This is a genomic window from Ensifer sp. KUDG1 (assembly GCF_050434285.1).
Classification (GTDB): Bacteria; Pseudomonadota; Alphaproteobacteria; order Rhizobiales; family Rhizobiaceae; genus Ensifer.
Window position 1 is genome coordinate 573,646 of the sequence record NZ_JBNDIG010000002.1, and the last position, 25,316, is coordinate 598,961.

Sequence of the window (25,316 nt, forward strand, 5' to 3'; positions counted from 1 at the left end):
GCGGGCGGAAAACCGCAAACACTTTTCCTCGACCCGCTCGGGAGAAGTTGCAGCAAGATATAAAGATATCTTTATGTCTTGGCAAGCGTTCAGCGATGGGAGGTTTCCGGTTCGGCGCGCATGCTCATGCGGCCGGCGAGCCCAAGGCCGAAGACGGCGAGCGCCGTCAGCAGCCACATCGGATCGGCGCGGTTCAAGAAGAAGCTTTCGAGCATGGCGTTGTAGGTCATGAAGATCACCACCATGACGCAGAAATCGGCAAAGATGCGGCCCTGCGGCCGGCGATAGGCCCGCGCATAGTCGAAGAGCGGTTTGATAAAGAGCAGCGCGGTCATGAGGATGCCGCCGGGCAGGCCGAACATCAGTACCGCATCGAGATAGCTGTTGTGGCCGGTAACGATGCCGCGCACGTCCCAGCTCGCCTCGAAATTCGCCTCCATGCCCATGATCACCGGCGAGAGCCAGAAGCTCGCATAGCCCTGGCCGAGCCAGGGGCGCTCGGCGATGCTGGCGCTCGCAAATTTCCAGATGTCGTCGCGACCGGTGAAGGTCGCATCGTCGAGCAGCAGCTTGGTGATTGAGAGCAGCGTGTCGGAATAGATGGTGCCGAGCGTCAGGCCGAAGACCAGCACCGACATGGCGAGGTGTGCGAGGATCATCAGCCCCGGGCTGCGCACCGCACGACCGGCAAGGACGAGGCCGATCGCGATCGGCAGGAAACCGATCGTCGTCTTCGACCCCGTGTGCAGCACGAAATTTGCGGCAAGCAGGGTGATCGCCCAGCCGCGAAGCGGCGCGCCGGCGCGCAGGCAGTAGATGCCGAACATGCAGAGGATGGAGAAGACCGGCGCCGAGACGTTCTTGTGCAGCAGGTGGCCGCGCCAGAAGCCGGCGTGCCAGGGCTCGTCGCCGAAGGCCGAATGGATGGCGCGGTCGGGCGCCACGAAGAGAGCGGCATAGTCGATCAGGATCAGAAGCAGGATCGCATTGGCGCCGGCATTGACGAAATCGCGCTCGCTCTTCGGCAGCACCAGCACGCCCGCCACCATGATCATGGCGACGAGGCTGAGCGTCAGGCCGCGGGCCGAAGCCGCCGGGTCGTAGGACTGCAGGCAGGAGAGGTAGGCGATGGTGAAGATCGCGATCCAGGCCGGAGAGACGAGGCGGGCGAGCACCCGCCGATCGACGGTGAGCAGCATGGCAAAGAGATAGACGGCGCCCAGCACCAGGTAACCGACCTGGTTGATGATGTTGCCTTCGTTCGCCGCGTTCGGATCCGTCGTCACCGTGCCCTGAAACGGGATCAGGGTGAAGACGATGAGGAACAGGCCAAGGCCCGAGAGCAGCGCGGCAAGGCCGTTGACGAGTTCCGCCAGCCCGGCATCGAACGCCTCCGGCACGCGCTGGCGCGCGGTGGAGGTATCTGCCGTGGCGGTGTTCGGGTGCATGGCGGCTTAAAACGAATGACTGGGACGCGGTTCGGCATCGGTGATCATGGCCCCGGGCCGTCCTGCCGTTCGGGCATGGCCGGCCGTGGGAGATCCGCACCTTGGCGCAATCAGGTTAAACCTCGGTGAAACGGCGGGCGGGCCGCTCGGCCCGGATAGGTCGTCGCGGCGTCGCTGGCCCTGTTATTTGCGCGCCGATTGCCGCAGGTGCTTGCCGCCCGGTCGCCGGGCCCTTAAAAGGCTAGGGTATATCGGCCGTGTGGAAAACGCGGCCTTGCCGTATTTCGCGGTCCGTCTTCCATAATTCGATCACGATTTTCGTCCCGAGGTCGTTCGATAGCGTCGAAACGAGAAAACACGATATGCAGTCCCTTATCCGTATGGTCGCGTCCGCCGCGGTCTCCGTGAGCCTGCTGCTTGGCAGCGCATCCTTTGCCGCCGCCGGGCAGGCCCATTTTGTCGTCAACGCCGACACCGGCTCGATCCTCGAGGCCGACAATGCCGACGAGCTGAACTTCCCGGCCTCGCTGACGAAGATGATGACGATCTATCTCGCGTTCGAAGCGCTGCGCAACGGCACCCTGCAATGGGACCAGAAGCTGACGGTTTCCGAGCGCGCAAACAGCCTGGAGCCGTTCAAGCTCGCTGTCGGCGCCGGACGCCAGATTACCGTGCGTGAAGCCGTCATGGGCATGGTCGTGCTTTCGGCCAACGATGCTGCCGTCGTCATCGGCGAGCAACTGGCCGGAACGGAAGCGGCCTTCGGCCAGATGATGACGAGCAAGGCCCGGACGCTCGGCATGACCAGCACGGTGTTCAAGAATGCCAACGGCCTTCCGGATCCGGCGCAGGTGACGACCGCGCGCGACATGGCAACGCTCGGCCTTGCGCTGATGCGCGACTTCCCGCAGGAATTCCAGCTCTTCTCCAACAAGACGATCGAGTTTCGCGGCATGAAGCTGCGCGGCCACAACGGCGTGATGAAGCGCTACGAGGGCGTTGACGGCATCAAGACCGGCTACACCGATGCTTCCGGCTACAATCTCGTAACCTCTGCCAAGCGCGGCGACACCCGCCTCGTCGCCGTCGTCATGGGCGGCAAGACGGCGCAGTCGCGCGACGACGACATGATCGCGCTGCTCGACAAGTTCCTGCCGCCGAAGGAAGACGCAAGCGCTGCCAGCATCGCCGAGCCCGCGGCCGCGGCGGCAGCGACGACCACGACGAACTGATCGCACGAACTGTCTTGTCAGGCGGCTAGGCTCTTTTCTCGAGGCGCCGTCGTCTGCCCGTTCCGCTCGGCGATGAGCGTGAAGGTTTGCCCCTCACCCTAACCCTCTCCCCGCAGCCCCTCACCCTAACCCTCTCCCCGCAGGCGGGGCGAGGGGACGAGCACTGTCGCGGGCCGCCAGAACCTGGCCTGGCGATTCACAAGATCTTGCTGGAGGGATTGCGGCCTCTCCGCAAATGCCTTCTCCCCGTCAAAACGGGGAGAAGGTGCCGGCAGGCGGATGAGGGGCAAGCGCCGGTCTCAGCTGAATTCGGCCAAGTCTCACGCCGCAGCGCGATCCTCGTGGCTGACCGGCGTCACCATCGCGGCGATGACCGTCGAAAGGTCGAGGGCGCCGATCGGGCGGCCGTTTTCATCGACCACATGGGCAACGCCAACGCGGGCGGCCGTCATGGTGCGGGCAGCCGATTCCAGCACCGTTCCGGTTACAAGCGGCACGCCTTCGGCATTGCCCGAGATCGGCCGCATGATGGTCTCGACATTGATCACCCGGCCGCGGTTCACTTCCTTGACGAAGGCGGTAATGTAGTCGTCGGCCGGCGACAGCACGATTTCCTGGCCAGTACCCTGCTGCACCACGCGGCCATCACGCAGGATCGCGATCTTGTCGCCGAGGCGCAGCGCCTCGTCGAGGTCGTGGGTGATGAAGACGACGGTCTTCTTCAGTTCCTTCTGCAGGTCGAGCAGCACCGTCTGCATGTCGACGCGGATCAGCGGATCGAGCGCCGAATAGGCTTCGTCCATCAACAGGATGTCGGCATCGTTGGTGAGTGCGCGGGCGAGACCAACGCGCTGCTGCATGCCGCCCGAAAGCTGGTTCGGATAATGGTTCTCGAAGCCCTTGAGACCGACGCGCTCGATCCAGCCGCGGGCACGCTTCTCGCTTTCCTTGCGATCCACACCCTGGATTTCGAGGCCGTAGACCGTGTTGTCGAGCACGGTGCGGTGTGGCAGCAGCGCAAATTTCTGGAACACCATCGCCGTCTTGTGGCGGCGGAATTCGCGCAGGTCGTTGTCGTTCATCTTGCAGACGTCGACGCCGTCATAGAGCACTTCGCCTGATGTCGGGTCGATCAGCCGGTTGATATGGCGGATCAGCGTCGACTTGCCGGAGCCCGAGAGACCCATGACCACCATGACGCTGCCGGCGGGCATGGAGATGTTGATGTCCTGCAGGCCGAGCACGTGGCCGTGCTGCTCGTTGAGCTCGGCCTTGCCCATGCCTTTCTTGACGGCATCGACGAAGTCGACGCCGCGGGGGCCGAAGATCTTGTAGAGGTTCTTCACCTCGATCGCGTGACTAGCCATGAATAACCTCCGAGTGCTTTTGCAGCCGCTTGCCGAAGGCCTGGCTGGTACGGTCGAAAATGATGGCGATACCGACAAGGGCAAAGCCGTTGAGGAAGCCGACGGTGAAGAACTGGTTGGCGATCGCCTGCAGCACGTTCTTGCCAAGGCCGCCAACGCCGATCATCGATGCGACGACGACCATCGCCAGCGACATCATGATCGTCTGGTTGATGCCGGCCATGATGGTCGGCAGCGCCAGCGGCATCTGCACGTTCTTCAGTTTCTGCCAGGTCGAGGAGCCAAAGGCGTCGGCCGCTTCCAGCACTTCCTTGTCGACGAGGCGGATGCCGAGATTGGTGAGCCGGATCATCGGCGGCACCGCATAGATGACGACGGCGATCAGGCCCGGCACCTTGCCGATGCCGAAGATCATGACGACCGGGATCAGGTAGACGAAGCTGGGCATCGTCTGCATGACATCGAGGATCGGATTGACGAAGGCCTGGACCCGGTCCGAGCGCGCCATCAGGATGCCGATCGGAATGCCGATGAGGATGGAGATCAGCGTGCAGACGGTGACCATGGCGAGCGTGACCATGGTGTCGTTCCAAAGCCCGACGAGGCCGATGGCGATCATCGACAGCGCCGTCCCGATGGTGACGTTGATGTTGCGGCTGCCGAAATAGACGATCGCGATCATCACGGCCAGGATCACGATCCAGGGCGAACCGACGAACAGGCTTTCGAGGTAGTTCAGGAACCATTGAAGCGGCTGGACCACCGTGTCGATGGCGTTGCCATAGGATCGCACGAAGCCCTTGAAGCTATCGTCGACAGCCTTGCGGGCGAGCCGGATCGTGCTCTCGTCAATGGCAGGGAACTTGCAAAGCAACGCTGGCAAGACACTGCAGATGGAGGCCATTTGTTTCCCCTTCTTGGCCGGAAGTTTTTTTAAAGCCGGCCGCGTCTCGTCATCGAACGGGTCGATGACGGCGCACACTTGGGTGACCTCTTTGGGTCCCGGCACTTAAACTGTGGCAGCGAAATGTGGCGTCCGCTTACCTGATAGCGACGCGAAGGCCCGTGGTTCGCCGCCTCTGGGACGATGAACGTTCAAACGAAACCCGCAAGGACGCCCCATCGTTCCCTGTCCCGGCATCAAAGCCGAAACGGGCAGGCGGCCGATTCGGCGGTCCGCCTGCCGTCACTTTCGATCAGAGCGCTGCCTTGACCTTTTCGGCCACTTCCGGGCTCACCCACTGGGTCCACATGTCAGGGAACTCGGCGAGGAAGTGCTTGGCGCCGTCCTCGTTGGTGCCCTGGTTCTGGTCCATCCAGGCAAGAACCTTGTTGACCGTGCCGTTGTCCCACTTGCGCGCCTTGACGTAATCCATGGCGACGCCGGCCTTTTCGGAGAAGGACTTGGTCACAACGGTGTAAACGTCGGAAACCGGGTAGGAATTGACCTTCGGGTTCGGGCAATCCGGCACGGCGGTGCAGGCGTCCCAATCGGCCTTGTCGTGATCGACGCCGAAGGAGAGGCGGGTCATTTCGTATTTGCCGAGGATGGCGGTCGGTGCCCAATAGTAGCCGAGCCAGCCGGTCTTCTTTTCGAACGCATTGGCGATCGAGCCGTCGAGGCCGGCGGCCGAGCCGGTGTCAACCAGCAGGAAGCCGTCCTTCTCGGCGTTCAGCGCGCGATAGAGATTGGCGGTCGAGACCTGGCAATTCCAGCCCGACGGGCAATTGTGAACGGCGGCCTTCGACGAGTCTTCGGGCGCCGGGAAGAGTTCCGGATGCTTCAGCGCGTCCTGCACCGTCTTGATATCCGGGTGCGCATCGGCGAGGAATTTGGGAATCCACCAGCCCTCGACGCCGCCTTCGCTGAGGATCTTGGCGGCTTCGATGAGGCGGCCTTCCTTGACCGCGGCGTCGAGCGGCGTGCGCACGGCGTTGACCCAGAGTTCGGGCGCCATGTCCGGCTGAGACTTCTCGTTCATCGAGGCAAAGGTCGGCATGGTATCGCCGGTGACCAGCGTCACCGTGCAGCCGTAGCCGTTTTCCAGGATGAACTTGTCCACCTGGGCGGCAACGCCGGCGGAAGCCCAGTTCATTTCGGCAATGCTGACTTCACCGCATTCCGCGGCCTGCGCGGAACCCGCCATGGCGTAAAGGCCAGCGGCGAGAATGGTGGAAGCGAGGAGTTTCTTCATGTTGCAAGACCTCCCAGTCTTATTTTGCAGCCAAGATCCAAACGGGAGTCCACGGCGGACGCGACACATCCTCCGTCACCCGAAACAACGATGCAGCCGGGGGTTCGGCATCAATCAAGCCAAGGTTCACCCTTGCTGCGGACGGTGCGGGAGTTCGTTTTCAGCCCTGGCCGCGGAACCCTGTCGCCAGCCAATCTCCTCTTATACCGCAAGCCAAGCCTAAGGTTTCTCGCTGAGAAATCAACCTCTTCAATCGGTTGACCGGGAGGCGCGGGGTCTCGCGCGTTCTGTCTGCGACATCGCGGGAGCGCGCATTTTGTAGGTGAGGGACCCCGAATTTAAGCAATAGCGACAATTCTTGCCGCAAAAAATGGCGCTGGGCGCCACCGACCTCAAAACCCTGTCGAGATCCTGACGTTTCCTGTCGTGATTGCGTCATGCCAAATGGCGCGCATGTCGCGAAAAATTTACAAAAAAGTCCGGAATTCATCTTTGGTTAAATCCTCAATAACCATCCGGTAACGATGTCCAGCTAATTGTTCTTCTCGCGGCGGGGGACTGCCGCCGGTCCGGATCAGGTTTGTGCGTCCCGGACTTTGAGCGAACCTTCGGTGTGTTTTTCCGAAGTGACCAGGCGTATTTTGGCGGCCGCATCCCTCTTGGCGAGGTTGATGCGGCCTTCGCATTTCAGGGCCAATGCTAGGCATAAAAAAACCGCCCCGGAGGGGGGCGGTGGAGGAGGCTCTGGGAGGAGAGCTCGAAGGGGCATTCGCCCCGATCGCTGGCCTTAGCCGACGTTCGACGTGCGGATGACGCCGAGCGGACCGAAGGGCGCGTCGACGACGAGGTTGCGCACGCGCGACTGGCTGGACGGAACCTTGGAGTTCCAGGCGATCTGAACGAAATTGGGCTTGCTGAAAATATACAGCATGGACGTGAACCTTGAGAGGCCGGAGGCCTATCCTCCGGGGCGTGTTGCTATGCCGTTGATATAGGTGTGCGCTGCAAAAAAATGAATGCCAAACTCGCCACGCCATGTCGCATTCTGGCTACCGGGCGCGACATTTTCGACAAGCCTTGCGAAAGCGCGAAACAATGCGTGAAAGGGCTTTGTCAATTGCGGCGAAATCGTGTCGAAACAGACCTTTGCCGCTCATCGTTTCAGTGTTACCGATGGCCGCATGACACGCAGGATCATGTTGCAGGGAACCGGCTCGGATGTCGGAAAATCGGTATTGGTGGCGGGGCTCTGCCGGCTTGCCGCCAACCAGGGCCTGAAGGTCCGTCCGTTCAAGCCGCAGAACATGTCGAACAACGCCGCCGTTTCCGACGACGGCGGCGAGATCGGCCGGGCGCAATGGCTGCAGGCGCTGGCGGCACGCGTGCCTTCGTCCGTGCACATGAACCCGGTTCTGTTGAAGCCGCAATCCGATGTCGGCAGCCAGATCGTCGTCCAGGGCAAGGTGGCCGGGCAGGCCCGGGGGCGGGAGTATCAGGCGCTGAAACCCAAGCTGCTCGGCGCCGTGATGGACAGTTTCGAACAAATAGCGGCCGGTGCCGATCTCGTGGTGGTCGAAGGCGCGGGCTCGCCGGCCGAAATCAACTTGCGTGCCGGCGACATCGCCAACATGGGCTTTGCCACGCGCGCCGACGTACCGGTCGTGCTTGTCGGCGACATCGACCGTGGCGGGGTGATCGCCTCGCTGGTCGGCACGCATGCGATCCTGCCGGAGGAAGACCGGCGCATGGTGACCGGCTATCTCATCAACAAGTTTCGCGGCGACGTCACGCTGTTCGACGACGGCATTGCCGCTGTCAACCGCTTCACCGGTTGGCCCTGCTTTGGCGTCGTGCCCTGGCTGAAGGCGGCGGCACGGCTGCCGGCGGAAGATTCCGTCGTGCTGGAGAAGCTGACGCGCGGCGAGGGGCGGGCCCTGAAGGTGGCAGTGCCTGTGCTGTCGCGCATCGCCAATTTCGACGATCTCGATCCGCTGGCGGCCGAGCCGGAAGTCGACCTCGTCTTCGTGCGGCCGGGCAGTCCCATTCCCTCGGATGCTGGTCTCGTCGTCATTCCCGGGTCGAAGTCCACCATCGGCGATCTCATCGATTTCCGCGCTCAAGGGTGGGACCGCGACCTTCAACGCCACGTGCGGCGCGGCGGCCGGGTCATCGGCATCTGCGGCGGCTACCAGATGCTCGGCCGGTGCGTCACCGATCCGCTCGGCATCGAAGGTGGCGAACGCGCAGTCGATGGCCTCGGGCTGCTCGACGTCGAAACCGAGATGGCGCCGGAAAAGACCGTGCGCAACAGCCGCGCGTGGTCGCTGGAGCATGATGTGGCGCTCGAGGGCTACGAAATCCACCTGGGGAAGACGCAAGGTCCCGACTGTGATCGGCCGTCCGTGCGCATCGACAACCGCGCCGATGGCGCGCTTTCGGCCGATGGCCGGGTGATGGGCACCTATCTGCACGGGCTCTTCACCAGCGACGCCTATCGCGGCGCGCTGCTGAAAAGTTTCGGCATCGAAGGCGGTGCCAACAACTACCGCCAGTCGGTCGATGCGGCGCTCGACGATGTCGCGAGCGAACTGGAGGCGGTACTTGACCGGCGCTGGCTGGACGGGCTGCTCGGTCGTTAGCCGAGAGAACGGTATCGATTGCGATCGACGGAGGCTTGCCGGTGTCAGCAAAGGCCCCGACGGAAACCGCCCAACGTCACCGGGCAATCCGCTGTAAAATGGATGGAGGAAGGTGGGAGCGCCCGTCACGGTCGTGCGTTTCCAGGCAGGCAACACGATGCAGGACGAAACCAGACGAGCCCATTGGGACAAGGCCTATCAGTCGAAAGGCGAGGCGGGCGTCAGCTGGTTTGAGGACACGCCTGCCGTCTCCCTCGATCTCATCCGCCGGCATGCGCCGATGGCTTCGACATCGCTGATCGATATCGGCGCCGGCGCTTCGCGGCTGGTCGATGCGCTCATCGCTGCGGGCATGAGCGATATCACTGTGCTCGATCTGTCGCCGGCCGCCCTGGATGCCGCCAGGGCAAGGCTCGGCATCCGCGCCGATGACGTGCACTGGATCGCGGCCGATGTCACCACGTGGAGGCCGGACCGCCGTTACGACCTCTGGCACGACCGCGCCGCCTTTCATTTTCTCACCGGTGCCAGCGACCGGGCTGCCTATATCGAGCGGCTGACCGGTGCCGTCGTGCCCGGCGGACATGCCATCATCGCCACCTTTGCCCCCGCTGGTCCCGAGCGTTGCAGCGGCCTGCCGGTGGTGCGCTACGACCCGGCAGCCCTTGCCGAAGTGGTCGGGCCGTCCTTCCGCCTGGTCGAGCATAACGAGCACCAGCACCGGACGCCGGGAAATACGATCCAGTCCTTCCAGTTCAGCGTGTTTGAGCGGGTATAGACCGCGTGGGTTGATCCCGCGCCTTTCAGCCTTTGCGCAAGCGTGCGCGATACTCGACCATCTTCATACGTGCCGTGCACGCGTCGGAGCAGTACAGCTTCGACCCATTTCGCGTCACGTCGATGTAGGCGCGGTCACATCCGTTCGCATGGCACCGTCCAAAGCGTCGGCTGCCGAACCTGTCCATGAGCAGCGCCAGGGAAACCACGAACTCGGCTGCCAGCGCCTCGATGATCGTTTCGCCATCTCCATGGAAATGCAGATGGTACGGTTGCTCGACATCGGCCACGAGATAGGGACGAGGGGCGTAGCGCTTCATCAGGTGGTTCAGCGTCGCCGCAGCGGTCTCGTCCGTGGCGGCCTCAAACACCGGGCCGAGGTCCGTTGCGACCGATCGCAATCGCGCGCCGCCATCGATGACGGGCAGAACGCGCTTGCTCATCGATGGGTTGAGCTGTTCGGCAAACGCCTGCTTCAGCGCGTCGGCTGTCAAGCCAGCATAGGCGCGGCCGCCCGATTGACCGTCCAGTGCGAGGTTCACCAAAGTCGCGGCCAAGGCGGCCTGGCGTTGTGAGTTACTTGTAAGCTGCATTTGACAGGTAACGGTCCGGTTGTGTACTCGTTACTAACTATTCGGATTACGAAGGTAACGCAAGAATGGTCGGTGAGAGCTATGCTGCAGTGCTGCGCGGGGATGGTGTCGTCCGTCTCGTGATCGCGACATCGATAAGTCGAATGACCACGTCGATGCTGAGCCTATCCCTTCTGATCGCGGTGTCGAAAAGCACGGGCTCAGTCGTGGATGCGGGCGCGGTCCTGTTCGCGCACGCCGTTGCCTTGGCTTTGGTCGCCCCCGCTGCCGGCCGCCTCGTCGATCGTTTCGGTTCGCGGCGAACTCTTTTTGTGTTCGTCGGGTTTCACACCCTTTCCTATGTGGCGGTGGTCTTCGCGCTCGTTCATGAGTTGCCGGCCGCCTATCTTCTCTTGGCTGCCGCGGCCCTGGGTGCCACGACGCCGCCATCGGGGTCCGTCGTCCGGGCCAGCTGGCCGCATCTCGTGCCCGAGAGCAATCTATCGAGTGCCTACGCGCTCGATACAGTCATCAACTCGAGCACCTTCATACTCGGGCCCATCCTGGTCGGTGCCTTGCTCTATGTGATGCCGCCAAACATGATCGTGGGGTCGTGCGCTGTCGCAAAGGTCATTGGCGACATGCTGATCGCCAACAGCCCCATGGCAAGGAAGGCCACGGAGCGTCGTCCGCGAAGGCTGTTTTCCGTCCTGGCGAACGCTCCGCTGGCGCTGCTTCTGGCGATCGTTGCCCTCGACACCTTTACGATTGGTGCCATGCAGATTGGCGCGGTGGAGAGCGTCACGGCCGCCCTGGCAGGCGTTCTTCTCGGTGGATTTGCTGCCGGCGAGGTTTTCGGCGGCATTTTCTATGGCGCGCTGCGCGCGCAACCTTCGGTGAAGCGCGGCATGATTGCCTTTCACCTGGTGACGGCCTGCTTTTTCATCTTGATGAGCATGACCTCGGACCATTGGCTTCTGTTGCTGCTCTATCTCGGTGCCGGGGTTTTCAGCGGAGCCCGGGATGCGCTCGGCCAGCTCGCTGTCGGGCTGAGTGCCCGACCGGAGGATCGAACCGAGGCGTTTGGCTGGCTTACCAGCTTTATGTGGGCCGGCTACGGGCTCGGCACGCTTCTGTCCGGGAGCCTCGGTGAAGGCTGGGGGGCGAGCGCCATTTATCTGGCCGCAGCCGCAGTCTCCACCACAGCGGTGATCGCGACGTGCTGGCTGAAGATCGTCAACCCTCAACCGAAAGCCTAGCGCTCCCGTGGGGTCGATTACCGCACGGTCCACAGGACCATGCGGTCGAACGCGCGACCGCCGAACCATTTGCGGATGTCGATCATCATCCCGGCGAATTTGCCTCGGAACAGAGGTGCGCCAGAGCTTGAGGGCGCATTGGCGCATTCTGATAGCGATTTGGCACAAAATGAGAGTGAGCCACGGGTGGAAGGCAGGCGGATGCATTGCCGTTCTTGGCGGGCCGCGGCCGTCCGTTCACGGCTCGACAAATCGTCGCGTGGCGCAACTCGGCCGGGGAGGCGTCGCATGCGTCGATTGACTTTGCGCGGTCCGGTTCCTAATCATCGGCTGTTGGATGGTTCCTCCTTGTCGTGGCGACACGGGGGAATAATTGGGAATGTGACGGATGGACCCAAATCGGGCATCCTTATCGCAGCCGACCCCGCGACTGTAGAACGGTCAGGGTTCGCCATCGGGTTTGGTGCCGGGCTGTCGGCCGGTTGCATGGGCAGCCGGGGCAGATCGGGGATCAAGCCGGAAAAGCCACTGGCGTGGCATCGTGATCAGCCGGGTTGGACGCCTCTTCTTCTACGAATCGTCCGCCTTTCACGATACTGGAAAACGCCGGGAAGGTGAGGCGGGCCGTTCGGGTCCTGACATCGCAACCTCGCCCCTTAAGGGCGAGGCGATGTTCGGCCCCGTGACGCCGTGAGCCAGGAGACCTGCCATCCGACATGGGCATTCCGCCCGAGGGGACGTTTGTCTCCAACGCCATCACGGAGGTTGTTTTGGCTCGCAGATGTTTTCAAGAACGCGCCCGCGGCGCGCCCGACGGCCGTTGCCGCCTGCCGCTGATCTCGGCGTGTTGAGGCGGCGACGATGAGCAGTCTCAGCGCCGGACCCGTGCTGGTTCTTGGCGGCGCCCGTTCCGGCAAATCGAGCTTCTCCGAGAGGCTCGCCGAAGCGTCCGGCCTCACCCGACATTATGTCGCCACGGGACGCGCCTGGGACGACGAAATGCGCGCGCGCATCGACCACCACCGGATAAGCCGTGGCGAAGGCTGGACGACGCATGAGGAGCCGGTCGATCTCGTCGGCGTGCTGAGAAGCATCGACGATCCTGCCAACGTGCTCCTGATCGACTGCCTGACGCTGTGGGTCACCAATCTCATGCTCGAAGAGCGTGACATGACGGCGGAGTTCGCCGCGCTTGCCGCGTATCTGCCTGAGGCGCAGGCGCGTCTCGTATTCGTTTCCAACGAGGTCGGCCTCGGCATCGTGCCCGAGAACCGCATGGCCCGCGAGTTTCGCGACCATGCCGGCCGGCTTCACCAGATCGTTGCGGAGAAATCCACTGAAGTTTACTTTGTCGCGGCCGGTTTGCCGCTGAAAATGAAGGGTTGAAAAATGACCACTGCGAGAGCCAACCAGGGCAAGATCCCGGCGACCGTCATCACCGGCTTCCTGGGTGCCGGCAAGACCACGATGATCCGCAATCTGCTGCAGAACGCCGACGGCAAGCGCATCGCGCTGATCATCAACGAGTTCGGCGATCTCGGCGTCGACGGCGATGTCTTGAAGGGCTGCGGTGCTGAGGCCTGCACCGAGGACGACATCATCGAGCTCACCAACGGCTGCATCTGCTGCACCGTGGCTGACGATTTCATCCCGACCATGACCAAGCTGCTCGAGCGTGAAAACCGTCCCGATCACATCATCATTGAAACCTCGGGTCTCGCCTTGCCGCAGCCGCTGATCGCCGCTTTCAACTGGCCGGATATCCGCAGCGAAGTGACCGTCGATGGCGTCGTCACCGTGGTCGATAGCGCCGCCGTTGCCGCTGGCCGCTTTGCCGACGATCACGACAAGGTCGATGCGCTGCGCGTCGAGGACGACAATCTCGATCACGAAAGCCCGATCGAGGAGCTGTTCGAGGACCAACTGACGGCCGCCGATCTCATCGTTCTCAACAAGACCGATCTGATCGATGCCTCCGGCCTCAAGGCCGTGCGCGACGAGGTGTCTTCGCGCACCAGCCGCAAGCCTGCGATGATCGAGGCGAAGAACGGCGAAGTTGCCGCTGCCATCCTGCTTGGCCTCGGTGTCGGCACGGAAAGCGATATCGCCAACCGCAAGTCGCACCACGAGATGGAACACGAGGCGGGCGAAGAGCACGACCACGACGAGTTCGACAGCTTCGTCGTCGAGCTTGGCGCGATCGCCGACCCGGCCGCCTTTATTGACCGCCTCAAGGGTGTGATTGCCGAGCATGACGTGCTGCGCCTCAAGGGTTTTGCTGATGTGCCCGGCAAGCCGATGCGCCTCCTGATCCAGGCCGTCGGCGCCCGCGTCGACCAGTATTACGACCGGGCCTGGGGCGCCGGCGAAAAGCGCGGTACGCGCCTTGTCGTCATCGGCCTGCACGACATGGACGAGGCGGCGGTGCGCGCTGCGATCACCGCGCTCGTCTAGATCGTTCCTTGAATGAAATGATCTAACGCATTGAAATGATGCAGTTCCGGATGGAAAACGCTCTTAGCGTTTTCGTTCGGAATTGCCCAAACGGACAAGACGAATGCATCTGCTTCTCGCCCAGAAAGGAACGATCGCCGACGGCAACGAAGCGATCGACCTTGGGCAAACGCCGGCCGATATCCTTTTCCTCTCGGCCGCCGACACCGAGCTCTCCTCGATCGCCGCAGCCCATGGTCGCCGCGACGGCGGCTTGAGCCTGCGCATTGCCAGCCTCATGAGCCTGATGCACCCGATGTCGGTCGACACCTATGTCGAGCGCACGGCGCGCCATGCGAAGCTGATCGTCGTCCGTCCACTCGGTGGCGCCAGCTACTTCCGCTATCTGCTCGAAGCCCTGCATGCGGCCGCCGTCACCCACCGGTTCCAGATCGCGGTGCTGCCGGGCGACGACAAGCCGGATCCGGGGCTTGAGCCTTTCTCCACCGTCGCAGCCGACGACCGCCAGCGCCTATGGGCCTATTTTACCGAAGGCGGCGCCGACAATGCCGGCCTCTTCCTCGACTATGCCGCGGCGCTGGTCACCGGTGCCGAGAAGCCGCAGCCAGCCAAGCCGCTGCTGAAGGCCGGAATCTGGTGGCCGGGTAAGGGCGTGATCGGGGTTTCGGAGTGGTTGGCGTACATTCAGCAAGGTTGCGGGCAAATGGTAGCGGGGGAGGGATTCGAACCCCCGACAGTCGCAATTTGCTTTTACCGCGCCCTCGTCCAGAGCGGCGAGACACGGCCGGTCGAGGCGCTGATCGACGCGTTAGCGAAACAAGGTGTCCGCGCGCTGCCGGTCTTCGTCTCCAGCCTCAAGGATGCGGTTTCCGTCGGCACGCTGCAAGCGATCTTTGCTGAAGCTGCACCCGACGTGGTGATGAACGCCACCGGTTTTGCCGTCTCGTCGCCAGGGGCCGATCGCCAGCCGACCGTGCTGGAATCGACCGGTGCGCCTGTCCTGCAGGTGATCTTCTCCGGCTCGTCGCGGGCGCAATGGGAGACGTCGCCGCAGGGGCTGATGGCGCGCGATCTGGCGATGAACGTCGCGCTGCCGGAAGTCGACGGCCGTATTCTTGCTCGCGCTGTCTCGTTCAAGGCGGCGTCGATCTACGACGCCAAGGTCGAGGCCAATATCGTCGGGCACGAGCCGCTCGAAGACCGGGTGCGCTTTGCCGCTGACCTTGCCGTCAACTGGGCGAAGCTGCGTCGGGCAGAGCCGCCTGAGCGCCGTATCGCCATCGTCATGGCCAACTATCCGAACCGCGACGGTCGCCTCGGCAATGGTGTCGGGCTCGACACGCCGGCCGGTACCGTCGAGGTGCTTGGCGCCATGGCGCGGGAAGGCTATGCGGTCGGCGAGGTTCCCGCCGACGGCGACGCGCTGATGCGTTACCTGATGGCCGGCCCGACCAATTCGGCAGGCCATGATCGCGAAATCCGCGAGTGCATTTCGCTGAACGATTACAAATCGTTCTTCGATTCGCTTCCGAAACAGATAAAGGATCAAGTCGCGGGGCGCTGGGGTGCGCCGGAGGCCGATCCCTTCTTCCTCGACGGCGCCTTCGCGCTGCCGCTCGCCCGCTTCGGCGAGGTGATCGTCGGCATCCAGCCGGCGCGCGGCTACAACATCGACCCGAAGGAAAGCTACCATTCGCCGGACCTCGTGCCCCCGCATGGCTATCTCGCCTTCTATGCTTACCTCCGCCAGCAGTTCGGCGCGCAGGCGATCGTCCACATGGGCAAACACGGCAATCTCGAATGGCTGCCGGGCAAGGCGCTGGCGCTGTCTGAGACCTGTTATCCCGAGGCAATCTTCGGGCCGCTGCCGCACATCTATCCCTTCATCGTCAACGATCCGGGCGAAGGCACGCAGGCCAAGCGCCGCACCAGCGCCGTCATCATCGATCACCTGACGCCGCCCTTGACGCGCGCCGAGTCCTACGGGCCGCTGAAGGACCTAGAAGCGCTGGTCGACGAGTACTACGATGCCGCCGGCGGCGACCCGCGGCGCCTGCGTCTGCTCAGCCGCCAGATCCTCGACCTCGTGCGCGACATCGGGCTCGACAGTGATGCCGGCATCGACAAGGGCGACAGCGACGACAAGGCGCTGGAGAAGCTCGACGCCTATCTCTGCGACCTCAAGGAAATGCAGATTCGCGACGGCCTGCACATCTTCGGCGTGGCGCCGGAAGGGCGTTTGCTGACGGATCTGACCGTGGCATTGGCGCGCGTACCGCGCGGTCTCGGCGAGGGCGGAGACCAGAGCCTGCAGCGGGCGATCGCAGCGGATGCGGGGCTCGCCTTCGACCCGCTCGATTGCGTCATGTCCGACAGTTGGGCAGCCCCGAAGCCACCAATCCTCGGCGACGTCTCCGACGCCCCCTGGCGCACCGCCGGCGATACGGTGGAGCGGATCGAGTTGCTGGCCGCATATCTCGTTGCCGGCGAACTGGCCTGCCCGGAAAACTGGACGAACACGCACGCTGTGCTCGGCGAAATCGAAACCCGCCTGAAACCGTCAATTTCCAATTCGGGTGCCGCCGAGATGACCGGCTTCCTCACCGGCCTCAGCGGCCGCTTCGTCGCCCCCGGTCCCTCAGGCGCGCCGACGCGCGGGCGGCCGGATGTGCTGCCGACGGGGCGCAATTTCTACTCCGTCGACAGCCGTGCGGTGCCGACGCCGGCGGCCTACGAGCTTGGCAAGAAATCCGCCGAACTGCTGATCCGCCGCTATCTGCAGGATCACGGCGAGTGGCCGTCCTCCTTCGGGCTGACGGCTTGGGGCACGGCGAACATGCGCACCGGCGGCGACGACATCGCCCAGGCGCTGGCGCTGATCGGCACGAAACCCACCTGGGACATGGTCTCGCGCAGGGTGATGGGCTACGAGATCGTGCCGCTTGCGGTGCTCGGCCGCCCGCGCGTCGACGTGACCTTGCGCATTTCCGGATTCTTCCGCGATGCCTTCCCGGATCAGATCGCGCTCTTCGACAAGGCGATCCGCGCCGTCGGCGCGCTGGAAGAGGACGATGCCGACAACATGATCGCGGCGCGCATGCGGGCGGAAAGCCGGCGGCTGGAGGCCGAAGGCGTCGAGGCGGCCGAGGCAGCACGTCGCGCCTCCTACCGCGTCTTCGGCGCCAAGCCCGGGGCCTATGGCGCCGGCCTGCAGGCGCTGATCGACGAGAAGGGCTGGGAAACCAAGGCCGATCTCGCCGAGGCCTATCTGACCTGGGGCGCCTATGCCTATGGCGCCGGCGAAGAAGGCAAGGCCGAGCGCGACCTCTTCGAAGAACGCCTGCGCACGATCGAGGCGGTGGTGCAGAACCAGGACAACCGCGAACACGATTTGCTCGACAGCGACGACTACTACCAGTTCGAAGGCGGCATGAGTGCTGCTGCCGAACAGCTCGGCGGACACCGCCCGGCGATCTACCACAACGACCATTCCCGGCCGGAAAAGCCGGTGATCCGCTCGCTCGAAGAAGAGATCGGCCGGGTGGTTAGGGCGCGTGTCGTCAATCCCAAGTGGATCGATGGCGTCATGCGCCATGGCTACAAGGGCGCCTTCGAGATCGCTGCCACGGTCGACTACATGTTCGCGTTTGCGGCGACCACGGGGGCCGTGCGCGACCATCATTTCGAGGCGGCCTATCAGGCATTCGTCGTCGACGAGCGCGTGGCGGATTTCCTGCGCGAGAAGAACCCGGCGGCCTTTGCCGAACTGGCCGAACGTTTCCTTGAGGCGATCGACCGCAATCTCTGGACCCCGCGCTCGAACTCGGCGCGATTTGAACTCGCCGGCATCGGCATGGCCGCAACGCGGCGTCGCGCCGGCAACGAATAGAGCGGTTCCGGGCTGGCGGTTTTCCGTCCGGAATTGCTTGGAAACAAAGACCTGGTTCCGTTTCGCTGTTCAGTGAAGGAGCCGAAGCGGGACGAGGGCAGCTGCCCATCCCGACTTGAGAACCGAGGGAGTGATCATGAGCGACGAGACGACAGTAGGCGGCGAAGCCCCGGCCGAGAAGGACGATGCCCGCCACGCCATGAAGATGGCGAAGAAGAAGGCGGCACGCGAAAAGATCATGGCGACCAAGACCGACGAAAAAGGTCTGATCATCGTCAACACCGGCAAGGGCAAGGGCAAGTCGACCGCCGGCTTCGGCATGATCTTCCGCCATATCGCCCATGGCATGCCCTGCGCCGTCGTGCAGTTCATCAAGGGCGCGATGGCAACCGGCGAACGCGAGCTGATCGAGAAGCACTTTGGCGATGTCTGCCAGTTCTATACGCTCGGCGAAGGTTTTACCTGGGAAACGCAGGACCGCGCCCGCGACGTGGCGATGGCGGAAAAGGCCTGGGAGAAGGCGAAGGAACTGATCCGCGACGAGCGCAACTCGATGGTGCTGCTCGACGAGATCAACATCGCGCTGCGCTACGACTATATCGACGTCGCCGAGGTCGTGCGTTTCCTGAAAGAGGAAAAGCCGCACATGACCCACGTGGTGCTCACCGGCCGCAACGCCAAGGAAGACCTGATCGAGATCGCCGACCTCGTCACCGAGATGGAACTGATCAAGCATCCGTTCCGCTCCGGCATCAAGGCGCAGCAGGGCGTGGAATTCTGATGAGCCAGAGCTGGCAGTTCTGGGCACTGCTTTCGGCGGCCTTTGCTGCGCTCACGGCCGTGTTTGCCAAGGTCGGGGTTGCGCAGATCAACTCCGACTTCGCAACGCTGATCCGCACCGTCGTCATCCTCGGCGTGATAGCCGCCATCGTGGCGGCGACCGGACAGTGGCAGAAGCCGTCGGAAATCCCCGGCCGCACCTGGCTGTTCCTGGCGCTGTCGGGCCTTGCGACCGGCGCCTCCTGGCTTGCCTATTTCCGCGCGCTGAAGCTCGGCGACGCCGCCCGTGTAGCGCCCATCGACAAGCTCTCGATCGTCATGGTCGCGATCTTCGGCGTGCTGTTCCTCGGCGAAAAGCTCAACCTGATGAACTGGCTTGGCGTTGCCTTCATTGCGACAGGGGCATTGTTGATCGCAGTTTTCTGAATTTCTGCGCGCCTGCCTCTTGTGATTTTGTTCCCTTAATGTTCGCCTCAATCAAGCCGCAATCCCGATACACGAAATGGTTGTGGGTGGTGGGAGAGCTGCATGTGGGATGGTGACGATAGGTGCAAGCGCCTTGAAAGGGACTATCTTTCCTTTGCCGTGTCAGCGACGGCAGCGCTGGCGGTCATCTGGGCTGCCGTCCACCTCGTCACATCGGCTTCGCTCTGCCCCTTTAAGCTTATTGTTCCCCTCCTCAGTATCTTTCCGGCAATGGTCGCGGCGCGGTTGACGGTCGCGTTCAGCCGACCGGTTCGCAATAGCTGGCAGTTGCTGGCGCTTTCCTGCATCTGTGGTTTCTGCACGGTTGCCGGCTTTGTCGGCGTCTACACTCTGACCACGTATTTTGCGAGTTGGGATCCCGGTGGATATGCGGTGCCTTATGCGGTGCTGGCGCGTTACGGACCGGCGTCCGATCTGCTGGTGTTCTCGGTCGCAGGTGCGCTCATGGCCGGGGCGACCTTGGGGCTGTGGCTGCTGCGAGACAGGCGGGTGCAACGCAATCGCGCTGATGGCGGACCGGGCGGGACGGCCGCTTCGATGCCTTCGGTGGTTGTCGCGCGCGAGCCGTACATTCGCAGCCGCCAATCGCGGGCAGACGAACGCTACTTCTGGCTATCGATTCTCATCGGCCCCTTGGTCGTTATCCTGCCGCTGATAATTCTGGAGATGATTTTCTGGCCGCAAAACGCGATCAGCGCAGACAAATTACCGTGGGCGGCGCTGAGATACTATTTCGGTGGCACTTACGCCGTCGCAATCAGCGCGGTGCTGGTTCTTGCGTTCGTATCCAATCGCTCACGCCGCTCGGCCTGGCTTGCGGCCCTGTTTATCGGCTTGCACGTCGGAGCGGTCTTCACGCTTCTGTTTGATTATGCAGACAATACCGCCAGCAATCAGGCGTTTCTGTTGCTTTTCGGCGGCCTTCTCGGTGCTCTTTCGGCTGCCATCTGCGCCGCGATGTGGTTTCCCGATCGGCGTGGCCTTGGTGCGCAGACTGCGGAACAGACCGCCTCAGCGCGGGGTTTGATGCGCGCGCTGGTGATCGCCGGCTTTGCGGCACCCACTGTGGCTGCGCTTGTTTGCTGCCTTTTGGCCGTCGCCGCGCAAATGTTTGGTATCGCGCCGCAGGACCTGTTCAACGGTGGCAGGCAGGTTGGCGCGGCGGAGACGTGGGTCTTGAACTATCGGGTCTGGGCGGTTGTGGCCTTGATGACGATGATGCTCGACCAGTTTCTCAAAGACAGGGCCGCCCGGCCGGGCGTCGCCATCGTCATCCTCTCGCTTGCAGCCTTTCTCGTCGGCGGCGCAATGGCACATAGCCTGAGCGAGGACATTCTTCGGAAGATCGTGCCGATATCGGCGGCCACCTTCCTCGGGCTTGGTCTTACCAGCGTCGTTGCCGGCCTTTCGGCTGTCGTTCTGATCCGCCGCGGTCCTTTGCGCCGGTCGCTCCAAGTTGAGAATGCCGTCGCCTGAGGGTGGAACAGTGGCCGGCGGAAGGGCTACAACTGTTAACTAGCGGGGAGAGTAGAGCGGACAGATATGGCGTGTATACAGGCGCAATGTTCTTGAAATGTTCGCCTCAGTCAAATAGCAATCGTGCTGCACGAAAAAGTTGTGTCTGGTGGGGGGTAGCAGCATGCAGATAACGAATGATTGGCGCGAACGTCTGGCACGGTCGTACCTTCCTTTCGCGACATGGATTACCGTGGCATTGGTGGCGATTGTTACTGGCGCCCTCTTCCCCCTGACCGGGCAGACTGGCGCATATATGGTCTTGATCGCGTTTCTGTGCGCCTCGCCAGCGATGATCAGCGCGCGGTTGACAATCGCGCTCAGTCGCTTTGTTCGCACGAGCTTGCAGCTTCTTGTCCTGTCGGCGGGGTGTGGTTTCGTAACCGTGATCGGTTTCGCAGCCGCCTATCTCCTGTGTATCGTTGTCGGGAGCTGGAACCCCGCCGAAACGGCTCCCACCGATGTTGCGCAGTCAGCCAAGGCGGGCATTGTTTCCAGAGTCTTCCAGGGATCTCTTTTCTTTCTTATCTCGGCTGCCGCCGGTGGACTGGCGTCCAGCACCAGTGCAGGCCTGTGGTTGTATCGGGAATGGCGCCTGCGCCAGGGCCGTGGCGCGGCCAAAGTGGCGACGGGCAACGCGTTGCCAGCCACCGACGCTGGAATTGGCGACGGCCGTATGCACCGTGGCAGGCGGGCCGCTTCAGACATGCGCTTCTTCTGGTGTACGACCGCCTGTGGCCCCATGATCGTTGCGCTGATGTTGGGGTTATTCCTCAACTCCCTTTCTGGTCCGTCGATGCCTGTCGCGCCTGAGCAAGTGCTGTGGCTCGCGCTTAACGTCTATTACGGCGGTTCGTTTGCGGCGGCCGTGGCTGCGGCATTGATGCTTACGCTCGTCTATGATCGCGGGCGCCGCTCTGCCTGGCTCGCAGCACTTTGTGTCGGCTTGCACGCCGGCGCCATGCTTCTGGTTCTGTTTGTTCCGGCGAGTACCGATGGCGAAGCCGGCGCCATTGTTTTTCCGATGCTTTTGGGTGGCCTCGTCGGCGCCTTGTCCGCTGCGATATGTACGGCATTCTGGTTTCCCGATCGCCGCGGACTGGTGCCTTCGGATGTCACAGCCGAGGCGGGAATGAACGGATGGGCGTTGGTGCGGCCATTGATCGTCGCCGGTTTCATTGCCCCGCTTGCCGCCGCGCTTGCCTATGGTCTCTTCGTCGGCCTCGTTCCGTCAGCGGGCACGTCGCCGGACAGCACGTTCATCGGTCGGTTGCGCAGCTTCGATCCGTGGACTTGGGCCATTGCCTACAGGGTCTGGGCCGTCGTGGCGCTGCAAGCGCTGGTGCTGCGCCATTTGTTGCCGATGGCGCATGTCCCAACGTCGCTCGCCATGGGGATCACGGTCGTCCTTGCTTTCCTGTTTTCCGGTGGCGTGGGCCACAGCCTCGACGACTACGTCATGTCGGGGTCTACAGTGGTCTCGTTCTCTTCCTTCCTGGAATTTGCGTTGCCCGGTCTCGTGGCTGCGCTTGCGGCCCTCTATTTTATCGACCTTGAGCGACCACGCCGCGCAGTCGAGGCGGGCAATGTTGCCGCCTGAGGCGGCGGCATTCCGAGGTCACACCCACCGGCGGACACGCCTGCAATAGGCATCGTAGGCGTCGCCGAAGGCGCGGGCGAGGTGGGTTTCCTCCATGCGGATCTGGTAGGAAATCGAGATCCAGGCCGAGAGCACCAGCGCCACCGAGACGACGTTAGGCACCGCCAACACAGTGCCGATGAGCGCGGTCACCATCCCGACATAGATCGGGTTGCGCGAGAAGGCATAGAGGCCGTTGGTCACAAGCGGCGTATCCTGCTTTTCAGGGATGCCGATCTTCCAGGAGTGGCGCATCGCCCATTGTGACAGCATCGTCAGCCCGCCGCCGAGCGTCATCAGCGCCAGCCCGGCGGCGTGAAGGAGGGGCGTGTCGAGCGCCGGAATCCGTCCGAGGGCGGCATCGACGGATGCCGGGAGCATGGCGACCGCCAAAAGGTGGATCACCAGCGCCGCGACGATCAGGCGGAAAAGCTTGCCCGCAAACCCCTCGGCATCGTCGTCATAGGTCAGCACGACCGGCGAGCGGCCGGATTGTACGCGGCGGAGGATCGCCAGCGCCAGCGTGGACAGTCCGACGACGAGCATCAGCATGGCGGGAAGGGTGGTGGACATGAAACCTCTGGAGCGAGCGGAGTGACAAGACAGGCGCGTTCGCCGGGTAGGCTCTCCCTGTGAGCGTCTGCCTGGCGAAGCATTCTGGATCATCTTGAAATCTCTAGTGACTAGAGGTGCAAGTGCCGGGCTTGTCCGACTTTCGTCATGGTTACCGGATCTTTTGCCGAGGTCTGGAGGCTGTCCTCGTCGTCCGCCGTGTCGGAAGGGTGGCAAAATACGAGCCTTGATGGCTGCTCCTTCCGCCGGGCGATTGTATAGGCAGGAGGCCGCACCCATGTTAGAGCGTCGACAGGCTAAATACGGGTGAACCTTGAAGAATACTCTCAAAGCTGCACTTGGTGTCGCATCGATCTTGCTGTTCTTGTCATCAGGCGTGGCGGGGCAGGCGCAAACCGTGAAGAGCGGTGCGTCACGGGCCCAGGAAACGTCGGCCAGCCAGAAGGCGAAACCGAAAACCAAAACGACGCGCAAGCAAAGGGCCGCGGATGAAGCCAAGGCTAAGGCGCTCGCCGAAGCACGTCGCCCACGGCTCTGCAAGACTCGGGACAACGAATGCGGCTATGGCGCAGGTCCGGTCGGAGAACAGTGCTCGTGCTGGTCGAAATCCGGTGCGCCCGATCTTGGCATAACGGTCAGACGTTGATCGCCCGCGACATTCGCGCGGGCCGGCAAGCGCGCCGATCGATGCAACCTGACGCGTTAGAACGCGCAGGTCGCCTGGTTCGTCTCTAAAGGCTTGGAATTGGGTTTGAGTGATGGAAGCCAGCGTTGAACGCAGAAAAATGACCGACCTCGAAAACAGTGCGCTTCAGTTCGCGACCCGAGCACATGGGGAGCAGAAGCGCAAATATGACGGTCGGCCCTATATCGTTCATCCGGTTGCTGTGGCGGAGATCGTTCGAAGCGTTCCCCATACGCCCGAAATGATCGCCGCAGCGCTGCTTCACGATACGGTCGAGGATACCGACGCGACCCTGTTGGAGATCAAGGAGGCGTTCGGCCCCAAGGTCGCAACGCTGGTTGCGTGGCTCACCGATATATCCACCCCGTTCCACGGCAACCGACAGGTGCGCAAGGAACTGGATCGCCAGCACCTTGCACTGGCGCCAGCGGCGGCGAAAACCATCAAGCTCGCCGACCTGATCGACAACGCGACGGCGATCAAAACCGGCGATCCGAATTTCTGGAAAGTGTTCGGCGCCGAGATGAAGCGCCTACTGGAAGTCTTGGGCGACGGCGACGAAACCCTTCTCGCAAAGGCCCGTGCCTTGGCGCCGGAATGAGAGTTCTGCCGTTTATCGGCAAGCCTCTCCGCGCCCTGTCGATCCGGCTCGCCGGTCATCGAGGATTGCAGAACCGACGTGCGCTTGCGGTCTCTGCCCGCCGGTGTGGCCCACGCGCCTCGTAGGCTCGACCCGCGCGCCCATTAGGACGGCGCAGAACTTGCCGACCGCGCCGGCGCCTCAAAGCCCCAGCCAGATCCTCAAGGGATGCATCGGATCGGCGAGCAGCCGGATCGCGAGTGCGATCGAAACGATGACGAGCAGCGGCTTGATGATCTTGGCGCCCTTGGCCATGGCATAGCGCGAGCCGACCTGGGCGCCGAGGAACTGGCCGAGCCCCATCAGCAGGCCGACCTTCCAGAGGACGGCGCCGAAGAAGAGGAAGACGCCGAAGGCGCCGACGTTGGAGCCGAAGTTGAGGAACTTCGTGTGCGCCGTCGCCTTCAACACGCCGAAGCCGGCAAGCGTGACGAAGCCGAGCATGAAGAAGGAGCCGGTGCCGGGGCCGAAGACGCCGTCGTAAAAGCCGATCAACGGCACCAGGGTCAGCGTGAAGACGAAGGGCGTGACGCGGCTGTGCTGGTCGACGTCGCCCATGTTCGGCTTCAGGCCGAAATAAAGCGCAATGGCGATCAACAGGAAGGGCAGGATCGCCTTCAGCACATCGCCGGGAACGATGGTCGCAAGCAGGGCGCCGAGCACGGCGCCGGCTGCCGACATCAGCGCCATCGGCAGTTGCACTTTCAGGTTCACATGGCCGCGCCGGGCATAGGACAGCGTGGCCGAGCCTGAGCCGAACAATCCCTGCAGCTTGTTGGTGCCGAGCGTCTGCAAGGGCGGGATGCCGGCAATCAACATGGCCGGAATGGTGATCATGCCGCCGCCGCCAGCGATCGAATCGATGAAGCCGGCAATGAAGGCGGCGACGAACAGGAAGGCGAGCAGGTGGAAGGCGAGATCTTGCACGGCGGGGACTCAAAGGGGGAGATGTCAGGCGGGATTTTCCGCCTTGTGTCAGAGCCCGGCGCGATTTGCAAAGCCTTCTGTTGCGGTGTCGCAGTTCAAGCAGGCTTCGGAACTGCGAAACCGGCAGAGATTCAAAGCCTTGTCCTGAGTCGCTGGCTTTCTGGATGGAGGCGCTCTTGCGCGCACCGCCGCCGAGATGGGCTGTCATTGCGATAGGGCGCGCGGATGACGATGTTCCT

At 63.0% G+C, this 25,316-nt stretch carries 21 protein-coding genes and 1 riboswitch; of the genes, 13 read left to right on the forward strand and 8 right to left on the reverse strand.

Features of this window, described 5'->3' with window-relative positions; genetic code table 11:
* Positions 1-89: 89 nt before the first annotated feature.
* Positions 90-1,448 (reverse strand): O-antigen ligase family protein, encoded by a 1,359-nt coding sequence (locus M2267_RS08380; RefSeq protein ID WP_429113920.1) that lies wholly within the window; start codon positions 1,446-1,448, stop codon positions 90-92.
* 362 nt (positions 1,449-1,810) lie between these two features.
* Between M2267_RS08380 and M2267_RS08385 the strand changes: the two genes are divergently transcribed.
* Positions 1,811-2,680 (forward strand): D-alanyl-D-alanine carboxypeptidase family protein, encoded by an 870-nt coding sequence (locus tag M2267_RS08385; protein WP_043612798.1) that lies wholly within the window; start codon positions 1,811-1,813, stop codon positions 2,678-2,680.
* Positions 2,681-3,000: 320 nt separating this feature from the next.
* Here the strand turns inward: M2267_RS08385 and M2267_RS08390 are convergent, their stop codons facing one another.
* From M2267_RS08390 to M2267_RS08405, 4 genes are all read right to left on the reverse strand, one after another.
* Complete coding sequence (locus M2267_RS08390) at positions 3,001-4,047, reverse strand: quaternary amine ABC transporter ATP-binding protein (RefSeq protein ID WP_429113923.1); 1,047 nt, start codon at positions 4,045-4,047, stop codon at positions 3,001-3,003.
* Positions 4,040-4,951 (reverse strand): ABC transporter permease, encoded by a 912-nt coding sequence (locus tag M2267_RS08395; RefSeq protein ID WP_043612801.1) that lies wholly within the window; start codon positions 4,949-4,951, stop codon positions 4,040-4,042. The genes M2267_RS08390 and M2267_RS08395 overlap by 8 nt, the downstream gene beginning before the upstream one ends.
* A 292-nt stretch (positions 4,952-5,243) precedes the next feature.
* Positions 5,244-6,242, reverse strand: a complete 999-nt coding sequence (locus M2267_RS08400; RefSeq protein ID WP_043617415.1) for an ABC transporter substrate-binding protein — start codon at positions 6,240-6,242, stop codon at positions 5,244-5,246.
* Between the two features lie 787 nt (positions 6,243-7,029).
* Positions 7,030-7,173, reverse strand: a complete 144-nt coding sequence (locus tag M2267_RS08405) for a hypothetical protein (protein WP_089044242.1) — start codon at positions 7,171-7,173, stop codon at positions 7,030-7,032.
* Positions 7,174-7,423: 250 nt separating this feature from the next.
* Between M2267_RS08405 and M2267_RS08410 the strand changes: the two genes are divergently transcribed.
* On the forward strand, positions 7,424-8,881 hold the full coding sequence (locus tag M2267_RS08410; RefSeq protein WP_429114519.1) for a cobyric acid synthase: 1,458 nt from the start codon (positions 7,424-7,426) through the stop codon (positions 8,879-8,881).
* A gap of 112 nt (positions 8,882-8,993) precedes the next feature.
* Positions 8,994-9,659: a class I SAM-dependent methyltransferase gene (locus tag M2267_RS08415; protein ID WP_429113926.1), complete on the forward strand. Its 666-nt coding sequence runs from the start codon at positions 8,994-8,996 to the stop codon at positions 9,657-9,659.
* 25 nt (positions 9,660-9,684) lie between these two features.
* Here M2267_RS08415 and M2267_RS08420 read toward each other — a convergent pair whose 3' ends face one another.
* The gene (locus M2267_RS08420) at positions 9,685-10,200 is read right to left on the reverse strand and encodes a CGNR zinc finger domain-containing protein (protein WP_429113929.1); all 516 of its coding nucleotides are present in this window, start codon (positions 10,198-10,200) and stop codon (positions 9,685-9,687) included.
* Between the two features lie 116 nt (positions 10,201-10,316).
* Here M2267_RS08420 and M2267_RS08425 point away from each other — a divergent pair, with 116 nt between their 5' ends.
* The 8 genes from M2267_RS08425 to M2267_RS08460 all read left to right on the forward strand — a co-directional run bounded on the left by M2267_RS08425 (position 10,317) and on the right by M2267_RS08460 (position 22,213).
* Positions 10,317-11,489 carry an MFS transporter gene (locus tag M2267_RS08425; RefSeq protein ID WP_429113932.1) on the forward strand — a complete coding sequence of 391 codons (1,173 nt, stop codon included), beginning with the start codon at positions 10,317-10,319 and terminating at the stop codon, positions 11,487-11,489.
* Between the two features lie 321 nt (positions 11,490-11,810).
* Positions 11,811-12,033: riboswitch (cobalamin riboswitch) on the forward strand.
* Between the two features lie 317 nt (positions 12,034-12,350).
* Positions 12,351-12,875 carry a bifunctional adenosylcobinamide kinase/adenosylcobinamide-phosphate guanylyltransferase gene (gene cobU / locus M2267_RS08430; protein WP_429113934.1) on the forward strand — a complete coding sequence of 175 codons (525 nt, stop codon included), beginning with the start codon at positions 12,351-12,353 and terminating at the stop codon, positions 12,873-12,875.
* A 3-nt stretch (positions 12,876-12,878) separates the two neighbouring features.
* Positions 12,879-13,943: a cobalamin biosynthesis protein CobW gene (gene cobW, locus M2267_RS08435; RefSeq protein WP_429113936.1), complete on the forward strand. Its 1,065-nt coding sequence runs from the start codon at positions 12,879-12,881 to the stop codon at positions 13,941-13,943.
* A gap of 103 nt (positions 13,944-14,046) precedes the next feature.
* On the forward strand, positions 14,047-17,832 hold the full coding sequence (gene cobN, locus M2267_RS08440; RefSeq protein WP_429113937.1) for a cobaltochelatase subunit CobN: 3,786 nt from the start codon (positions 14,047-14,049) through the stop codon (positions 17,830-17,832).
* Positions 17,833-17,968: 136 nt separating this feature from the next.
* On the forward strand, positions 17,969-18,613 hold the full coding sequence (cobO, locus tag M2267_RS08445; protein ID WP_043617391.1) for a cob(I)yrinic acid a,c-diamide adenosyltransferase: 645 nt from the start codon (positions 17,969-17,971) through the stop codon (positions 18,611-18,613).
* Positions 18,613-19,038 carry an EamA family transporter gene (locus M2267_RS08450; protein ID WP_043617388.1) on the forward strand — a complete coding sequence of 142 codons (426 nt, stop codon included), beginning with the start codon at positions 18,613-18,615 and terminating at the stop codon, positions 19,036-19,038. Before cobO ends, M2267_RS08450 begins: the two co-directional genes overlap by 1 nt.
* A 102-nt stretch (positions 19,039-19,140) precedes the next feature.
* Complete coding sequence (locus M2267_RS08455; protein ID WP_429113939.1) at positions 19,141-20,574, forward strand: hypothetical protein; 1,434 nt, start codon at positions 19,141-19,143, stop codon at positions 20,572-20,574.
* Positions 20,575-20,737: 163 nt separating this feature from the next.
* The gene (locus M2267_RS08460) at positions 20,738-22,213 is read left to right on the forward strand and encodes a hypothetical protein (RefSeq protein ID WP_429113941.1); all 1,476 of its coding nucleotides are present in this window, start codon (positions 20,738-20,740) and stop codon (positions 22,211-22,213) included.
* Between the two features lie 18 nt (positions 22,214-22,231).
* On the opposite strand, the gene M2267_RS08465 is transcribed toward M2267_RS08460, so the two are convergent.
* Positions 22,232-22,825 (reverse strand): methyltransferase family protein, encoded by a 594-nt coding sequence (locus M2267_RS08465; protein WP_429113944.1) that lies wholly within the window; start codon positions 22,823-22,825, stop codon positions 22,232-22,234.
* A 313-nt stretch (positions 22,826-23,138) separates the two neighbouring features.
* On the opposite strand from M2267_RS08465, the gene M2267_RS08470 reads away from it, so the two are divergent.
* Both M2267_RS08470 and M2267_RS08475 read left to right on the forward strand, forming a co-directional pair.
* Positions 23,139-23,471 (forward strand): hypothetical protein, encoded by a 333-nt coding sequence (locus M2267_RS08470; protein ID WP_156134093.1) that lies wholly within the window; start codon positions 23,139-23,141, stop codon positions 23,469-23,471.
* Between the two features lie 139 nt (positions 23,472-23,610).
* Positions 23,611-24,111, forward strand: coding sequence for an HD domain-containing protein (locus M2267_RS08475; RefSeq protein WP_429113947.1), 501 nt, complete (start codon positions 23,611-23,613; stop codon positions 24,109-24,111).
* A gap of 180 nt (positions 24,112-24,291) precedes the next feature.
* Here the strand turns inward: M2267_RS08475 and M2267_RS08480 are convergent, their stop codons facing one another.
* Positions 24,292-25,077: a TSUP family transporter gene (locus M2267_RS08480; protein ID WP_429113950.1), complete on the reverse strand. Its 786-nt coding sequence runs from the start codon at positions 25,075-25,077 to the stop codon at positions 24,292-24,294.
* Positions 25,078-25,316: the final 239 nt, after the last annotated feature.